Source organism: Streptomyces sp. WAC 04229 (assembly GCF_003947455.1).
In the GTDB taxonomy this organism is placed as follows: Bacteria; Actinomycetota; Actinomycetes; order Streptomycetales; family Streptomycetaceae; genus Streptomyces.
Genome location: NZ_QHJH01000269.1, coordinates 1 through 7,426 on the forward strand (window position 1 = coordinate 1; position 7,426 = coordinate 7,426).

Annotated in this window: 3 protein-coding genes and 1 pseudogene; all 4 read right to left on the reverse strand. The window is 71.4% G+C overall.

Annotated features, from left to right (window positions below):
- A pseudogene (locus DMH12_RS35845) lies at window positions 1-537 on the reverse strand (hypothetical protein); the annotation flags it as partial.
- A 113-nt stretch (window positions 538-650) separates the two neighbouring features.
- The gene (locus tag DMH12_RS35850) at window positions 651-5,597 is read right to left on the reverse strand and encodes an NAD-glutamate dehydrogenase (RefSeq protein WP_125495486.1); all 4,947 of its coding nucleotides are present in this window, start codon (window positions 5,595-5,597) and stop codon (window positions 651-653) included.
- A gap of 458 nt (window positions 5,598-6,055) precedes the next feature.
- Window positions 6,056-6,727 carry an HAD family hydrolase gene (locus DMH12_RS35855; protein ID WP_125495487.1) on the reverse strand — a complete coding sequence of 224 codons (672 nt, stop codon included), beginning with the start codon at window positions 6,725-6,727 and terminating at the stop codon, window positions 6,056-6,058.
- A 46-nt stretch (window positions 6,728-6,773) separates the two neighbouring features.
- Window positions 6,774-7,277 carry a DUF6912 family protein gene (locus tag DMH12_RS35860; protein ID WP_125495488.1) on the reverse strand — a complete coding sequence of 168 codons (504 nt, stop codon included), beginning with the start codon at window positions 7,275-7,277 and terminating at the stop codon, window positions 6,774-6,776.
- Between the last annotated feature and the right edge of the window lie 149 nt (window positions 7,278-7,426).

Here is a 7,426-nt window from a genome sequence, read left to right on the forward strand (position 1 = left end):
CCCCAGCCAGCACCCCCACCCGTCCGCCCGCGCGAGCCACGCCCACAGGTGAAATGCCAGCCCGAGGGCGAACACACTCGGGTACGCCACCGTCAGCGCGAGGGAGTGCAGCCCGAGGAAGCCGCTCCAGCTGAACTCGGTCGTCCCCCACAGCAGCACCAGGCACAGCAGCGCCAGCGGGGGCACCGACGGGCGCGCGCTCAGCGTGCGGGCGTACCGCCACACCCCCGTGACCAGCACCGCGAGCGCCACCACCGCCCCGATCCGCAGCACGGTGAAGACGGAGAACCCGCTCACCCCGGCCACCCAGCCCAGCGGCACCGTCCACGGCGTGTAGTACGGGCTCGGCGTGTCCGCGTCGACCAGCGGGTTGCCGGGGTGGAGGAGGTCGTGCCGCAGGCGTTCGAGGGTGGCGGCGTGCATGCCCAGGTCGCCGATCCAGGGCAGCCGGACCACCACCAGGACCAGCAGCAGGAGGACGAGGACCGCCCCCGCTCGCGGCAGCGCGGTGCGCGTCAATGCGGAACGCCCGGTCACGCCGTCACTTTATCCACACAAGACGCATGAATAAGGAATGAACGGGACACAAAGGCGCCCCGGGCCGTCAAGACCCGGGGCGCTCGTCAGGCCCTGTCCGGGCGGCTACACCGTCACGCGTGCGTGCGCAGCAGCGTCCGCATCGTCCGCATCGCCACCGACAGGTTGGACAGGTCGAACGCGTCCGAACCCTGGATCTCCTCCAGCGTGGTCCGCGCCCGGCCGAGGATCGCCGCGTTCTTCTGCTCCCACGCCTTGAACCGCTGCTCCGGCGTGGACGTGCCGTTGCCCGCCGCCAGGACGTCGGCGGTGAGCGAGGCGTGGGCCGCGTACAGGTCCTCTCGGATCGCCGCGCGGGCCATGGACTGCCAGCGGTCGGTGCGGGGCAGATCGCTGATCCGGTCCATCAGCTGGGTGACGCCCAGCCGGTCGGCGAGGTCGTAGTACACCTCGGCGACCTCCAGCGACTCCTTGCCCATGCGGTCGGCCACCGACACGATGTCCAGCGTCGGGAAGGCCGAGGAGAACCCGGCCACCCGGGTGGCCGTCTCGTCCGGCACGCCGGCGTCGGTCAGCTCGTCGAAGATGCGCTGGTACCACTCCGCGTCCGCGCCGCGCAGCAGCTTCGGCAGCTGCGACCAGACCTGCTCGACGCGCTCGGCGAAGAACTCCACCGTCTCGGCCAGCTCCAGCGGCTGCGGCCGGTTGTTGAGCAGCCAGCGGGTGCCGCGCTCGACCAGGCGGCGCGAGTGCAGCCGGATCCGGGTCTGCACCGCGGCGTCGACCTTGGTGTCCAGGGCCTCCACCGCGTCCCACACCGAGGAGGAGCGGAAGATCGCCCGGGCCGCGGTCTGCGCCCGCACGATCTCCTCCAGCGACGCGCCGGTCTCCTCGCGCATCCGGTGCAGATACGTCGTACCGCCCGTGTTGACCGTGTCGTTGACCAGGACGGTCGTCGTGATCTCCCGACGCAGCGGGTGGCTGTCGATCCGGTCGAGGAACTGCTCGCGCAGCGCCGTCGGGAAGTAGGCGTGCAGCAGGCCCTTGAGGTACGGGTCGTCGGGCAGCGAGGTGTGCAGCAGCTCCTCGGCGACCGTGATCTTCGTGTACGCCAGCAGCACGGCCGTCTCCGGGCCGGTCAGGCCCTGGCCGCTCTGGAGGCGCTCGCGGATCTGCCGGTCGGTGGGCAGGAACTCCAGCGCCCGGTCGAGATGCCCGTCCCGGACCAGATGGCGCATGAAGCGCTGCTGGGCGTGGAGCATGTCGTTGGACTGGGCGAGCGCGTTGGCGATCGCCGTGTTCTGCGCGTAGTTGTTGCGCAGGACCAGCGCGCCGACCTCGTCGGTCATCTGGGCGAGCAGCTTGTTGCGCTGCTTGACCGTCATGTCACCGTCCTTGACCAGGCCGGTGAGCAGGATCTTGATGTTCACCTCGTGGTCGGAGGTGTCCACGCCCGCGCTGTTGTCGATGGCGTCGGTGTTGATCTTGCCGCCGGTGCGGGCGAACTCGATCCGGCCCAGCTGGGTCAGGCCCAGGTTGCCGCCCTCGCCGACGACCTGGGCGCGCAGGTCACCGCCGTCGACGCGGATGGCGTCGTTGGCCTTGTCGCCGACGTCCGCGTTGGACTCCGTGGAGGCCTTGACGTAGGTGCCGATGCCGCCGTTCCACAGCAGGTCGACCGGGGCCGAGAGGATCGCCTTCATCAGGTCGGCCGGGGTCATCTTGGTGACGCGGGCCTCGATGCCGAGGGCCTCGCGCAGGTGCGCGTTGACCGGGATCGACTTGGCGGTGCGCGGGAAGATGCCGCCGCCGGCCGAGAGCAGCCCGGTGTCGTAGTCCTCCCACGACGAGCGCGGCAGGTCGAACAGGCGGCGGCGCTCGGCGTACGAGGTGGCCGCGTCCGGGTTCGGGTCGATGAAGATGTGCCGGTGGTCGAAGGCGGCGACCAGGCGGATGTGCTCACTGAGCAGCATGCCGTTGCCGAACACGTCGCCGGACATGTCACCGATGCCGACGACCGTGAAGTCCTGGGTCTGGGTGTCCACGCCCAGCTCCAGGAAGTGCCGCTTGACGGACTCCCAGGCGCCGCGGGCGGTGATGCCCATGCCCTTGTGGTCGTAGCCCGCGGAGCCGCCGGACGCGAAGGCGTCGCCGAGCCAGAAGTTGTAGGACTCGGCGACCTCGTTGGCGATGTCCGAGAACTTGGCGGTGCCCTTGTCGGCGGCGACCACGAGGTAGGTGTCGTCCTCGTCGTGCCGGACGACGTCCGCCGGGTGCACGACCTCGCCTGCCACCATGTTGTCGGTGATGTCGAGCAGCGCCGAGATGAAGGTCTTGTAGCTGGCGATGCCCTCGGCCATCCAGGCGTCGCGGTCGACGGCCGGGTCGGGCAGCTGCTTGGCGACGAAGCCGCCCTTGGCGCCGACCGGCACGATGACGGTGTTCTTCACCATCTGCGCCTTGACCAGGCCGAGGATCTCGGTGCGGAAGTCCTCCCGGCGGTCCGACCAGCGCAGACCGCCGCGCGCGACCTTGCCGAACCGCAGGTGCACGCCCTCGACACGCGGCGAGTACACCCAGATCTCGAACGCCGGGCGCGGCGCGGGCAGGTCGGGGATGGCCTGCGGGTCGAACTTCATGGAGACGTAGTCGTGCGGCTTGCCGCCCGCCGCCTCCTGGAAGAAGTTGGTGCGCAGCGTCGCCTTGATCACGGTGAGGAAGGACCGCAGGATCCGGTCCTCGTCGAGGCTCGCCACCTGGTCGAGGGCCGCGTCGACCTCTTCGAGCAGGGCGTCGACGATCTCCCGCCCGGCGCGCTGGCGCTCGGGGGCCATCCGCGCCTCGAACAGGGAGATGAGCAGCCGCGTGGTGTGGACGTTGTTGCGGAGGGTGTCCTCCATGTAGTCCTGGCTGAACGTGGAGCCCGCCTGCCGAAGGTACTTGGCGTACGCCCGCAGCACCATGGCCTGGCGCCAGGTCAGTCCGGCGCTGAGCACGAGGGCGTTGAAGCCGTCATTCTCCGCCTGGGCGTTCCAGGTGGCGGCGAAGGCGTCCTGGAAGCGCTCGCGGGCGTCGTCGCCGAGGTAGTCGGCGCCGCCGGCCACCGACTTCGGCATCCGCAGGCCGAAGTCGTAGATCCAGGCCGTCGTGCGGTCGGCGCAGCGCAGCTCGTAGGGCCGCTCGTCGGTCACCTCGACGCCGAGCCGGCTGAGCACCGGGAGGACGGCGGACAGGGAGACCGTGCCGCCCTTCTGGTAGATCTTGAACCGCCGTTCCTCCGGGCCGGCGCCGACCGGCTCGTAGAGGCTCAGCGCGAAGGTGTTCTGCTCGTCGAGGCGCTCCAGGTGGCCGAGGTCGGCGACCGCGGATCGCGGGCCGTGGTCGGCCTTGTAGCCCTCGGGGAAGGCACCCCCGTAGTGCCGCAGCAGCTCGGCGGCGCGCTCCTCGCCGACCTCGGCGGTCAGCGCCTCGCCGAATCCGTCGGCCCAGGACCGGGCGGCCTCGACCAGGCGGGCCTCGATGCGCTCCCTGTCGGCGTCGGAGAGCTGCGGCAGCTCGGTGCCCTGCGGGACCCGGACGACGAAGTGCAGCCGGGACAGGATCGACTCGGTGTTCCAGGCGGTGAAGTCGACGCTGGTGCCGCCCAGTTCCTCCTTGAGGATGTCGATGATCCGCAGCCGGACGCCGGTGGTGTAGCGGTCGCGCGGGAGGTAGACGAGCGCGGAGTAGTAGCGGCCGTATTCGTCCTGGCGCAGGTAGAGCCGCAGGCGGCGGCGCTCCTGCAGGTAGAGCACCGAGGTGACGATCGGCTCCAGCTCCTCGACGGGCATCTGGAACATCTCGTCGCGCGGGTACGTCTCCAGGATCTGGAGCAGGTCCCGGCCGTCGTGGCTGTTGGGCGAGAACCCGGCGCGCTCCAGTACCTCCTCCACCTTGCGCCGCACGACCGGCACCCGGCGGACGGACTCGGTGTACGCGGCGGAGGAGAACAGACCGAGGAAGCGCCGCTCGCCGACGACGTCGCCGTTCTCGTCGAACTTCTTGACGCCGACGTAGTCGAGGTACGAGGGCCGGTGCACGGTGGCCCGGCTGTTCGCCTTGGTCAGCACCAGCAGCCGGTGCTCGCGCGCCTTGGCCCGGGCGTCGGCCGGCAGCCGCTCGAAGGAGGGGCTGACGGGGTGGCTCTCGTCGGTCTCGTGGTGCGGGTCGGAGCGCAGGATGCCCAGGCCGGTGCCGGCGACGGCGGCGAGTGAGTCGTCCTCGCGCAGCTCGTACTCGCGGTAGCCGAGGAAGGTGAAGTGGTCGTCGGCCAGCCAGCGCAGCAGCTCGCGGGCCTCCTCCAGCTCACGCGGGGGAAGATCGCCGGGGGTGTGCTCGGCGGGCAGCCCCTCCGCGATGCGGACGGCGGCGTCCCGCATCTTGCCCCAGTCCTCGACGGTCTCGCGGACGTCGTTGAGGACGCGCAGCAGGTCGGCGGTGATCTGCTTGAGGTCGCCGCGGTCGGTCTCGCGGTCGAACTCGACGTGGATCCAGGACTCGACGTGCGCGTCGTGCGGGAGGTCGGCGGTGGGCCGGCCGTCGAGCACCTCCACGAGCTTGCCGGCGACATCGCGGCGCACCACGATCTGCGGGTGGACGACGACGTGGATGCCGCGGCCCTGACGGGTCAGCTCGTTGGTCACGGAGTCGACGAGGAAGGGCATGTCGTCGGTGACCACCTCGACGACGGAGTGGCTGCACGTCCAGCCGTTCTCCTCGACCGTCGGGGTGTGCACCCGCACGTTCGCCGTGCCCTGCGGGCGGTTCTCGGCCAGCCGGTAGTGCGAGACGGCGCCGCCGAAGACGTCGACCGGGTCGCGGTCGGCCAGGTCCTCCGGAGCGGTGTGCCGGTAGTAGCGCCGGAGGAACGCGAACACGGATGCGTGGTCCGGGGCCGGGGTGTCCGGCTTGCCCTTGTCCGTCGTCCCAGTCGGTAGGTGCCCCCCGACCGGGCTGTTCTCAGCTACCCGCGCAGCCCTTTCGAGCAGCTCGGCCTTGGCTTCGTCCAGCTTGGTCTGCATTGTCCTCTGGCTCCTGTCGCGCGCCGTTGCGTGACGTAGAAGAAAGTACGGTCTCCTGCCTTCCGGCACGACGTCGAGACGCGGGGTGTCCGGTCTGCTCCGACGCTATGCCGCAAGATGAGAGGAGCGGGGGCATATCGGCCAATGTCGCCGCACCGACCGGGTGTGACATCGCTCTCGCCGTCACCGTCCGGGGTGTGCGCGGCGTCGTGCGGGGAGCCTGTGGCGCCCCGTCCCGCTCGCGAGGACCAGCGACCGCCGCCCGGACACGGATGTGGTCCGTGCGTACCGGGCGCAGGGCAGGGGCACCTGTGCCCCCGCGAACTATCGCGCTGATCACGCCACCAGGCTATCGCCCCCGACGGGCCCCTCGTCACGAGCCGCATGTGTACAAAACCATGCCCGTAACTTGGACGTTCCGCACAGCTGCGCACGCGGGCCCGACGGCGGCCACGGACTCACGCGGCCAGCCGCTCCGCCTCCGCCACGGCCTCCGCCAGCGTGTCGACCACGGGCACCCCGACGCCCTCCAGGCTGGCCCGGCTGTGCGATCCCCCGGTGTACAGCACCGCTCCCGCGCCCACGTACCGCGCGGCGACCGCGTCGTCCGCGGCGTCCCCGATCACGACCGTCCGGGCGGGCTTCACCCCGGAGACGGCCAGCTCCTCGAGATGCCGCACCATGTGCTCCGCCTTGCTGCCCCCGGACGGCCCGGTCCGCCCGTCGACGCGTATGAAGTGCGCCTCGATCCCGAACCCCTGGACCAGGGGGACCAGCTCCTCGTGGCCGTACATGCTCAGGATCGACTGGCTCCGCCCCGCCGCGCCCCAGCCCGCGAGCAGTTCGGCCGCCCCCTCGGTGAGGGCGCACGCCGCCCGGTGCCGGGTGTAGTGCCGGTGGAAGGTGGCGTCCATGACCACCCACTCGGCCTCCGTGGGCAGGCGGCCCAGCAGCCGCTCGTAGAACTTCGGCACGGGCACGCAGTACAGCGCCCGGTACTGCTCCATCGTGATCGGCGCCATGCCCAGCTCGGCGAAGGCGGCGTTCGTCGCCCCGATGATCGCGTCGTTGTCGTGGAACAGCGTCCCGTTCCAGTCCCAGACGATGTGCGCCCCTGTCTGCATCCCCATGCCCGAAAAAGTACCCGCCGCCACTGACAATCGGCAGGCCGCCGGGTCAGCGCCCGGGTTCCAGCAGGCCGGGGATCTCCTGCGTGGCGTACCAGAGCAGCTCGTGGTCCTCGGCGCCGTCCACCACGGACCGGGCGTCGTCGTCCCCGGCGTCCGCCGCCGCGAGGGCCCGGGCCGCGGCGGTCACGTCCGCCTCCGCGTCGCCGGAGTCGACGTGCACCGAGGCCACCTTGGCCAGCGGCAACGGACCGGCCACCCGCACCGCGCCGTCGGGCGCCCGGTCCGGGTCGGCCGAGACGGCGCCGTCGGGTACGTCGACGGCGACCACGACCCGGTGCCACTGGGGCCCCGGGGCGGCGGCGAGCAGGCGCAGTGAGGCCTGGGCGGCCCGGCCCAGGGCGGCGTACTCCAGCTCCTCGACGTCGTCCGACTGGTACCACTCGCGCAGCGCCGGCGTGACGGCGTGGGCGGGGAGCGGCCCGGCCCCCAGCTCTCCGGCCCGGTGCGCCTCGGCGAGGCCGGACAGGGTCAGGGGGACGTAGACGCGCATGAGACCGCCGCTTTCGGGTCGGGGGCTTCGGGTCCGAGGAGCCCCGGTGGAGCCCCGGAGGGGTCTTCAGGATACGTGCGGGTGTCCCCTTTCGAGTTCCCACCCGTGACGCCCCGGGCGTCCACCCCCGGCCCGAAATTCACCCGCCC

Excerpts from the sequence above, each read along its gene's own strand:
- DMH12_RS35850 (WP_125495486.1), bottom strand. The coding sequence starts at position 5,597 with ATGCAGACCAAGCTGGACGAAGCCAAGGCCGAGCTGCTCGAAAGGGCT.
- DMH12_RS35855 (WP_125495487.1), bottom strand. The coding sequence starts at position 6,727 with ATGGGGATGCAGACAGGGGCGCACATCGTCTGGGACTGGAACGGGACG.
- DMH12_RS35860 (WP_125495488.1), bottom strand. The coding sequence starts at position 7,277 with ATGCGCGTCTACGTCCCCCTGACCCTGTCCGGCCTCGCCGAGGCGCAC.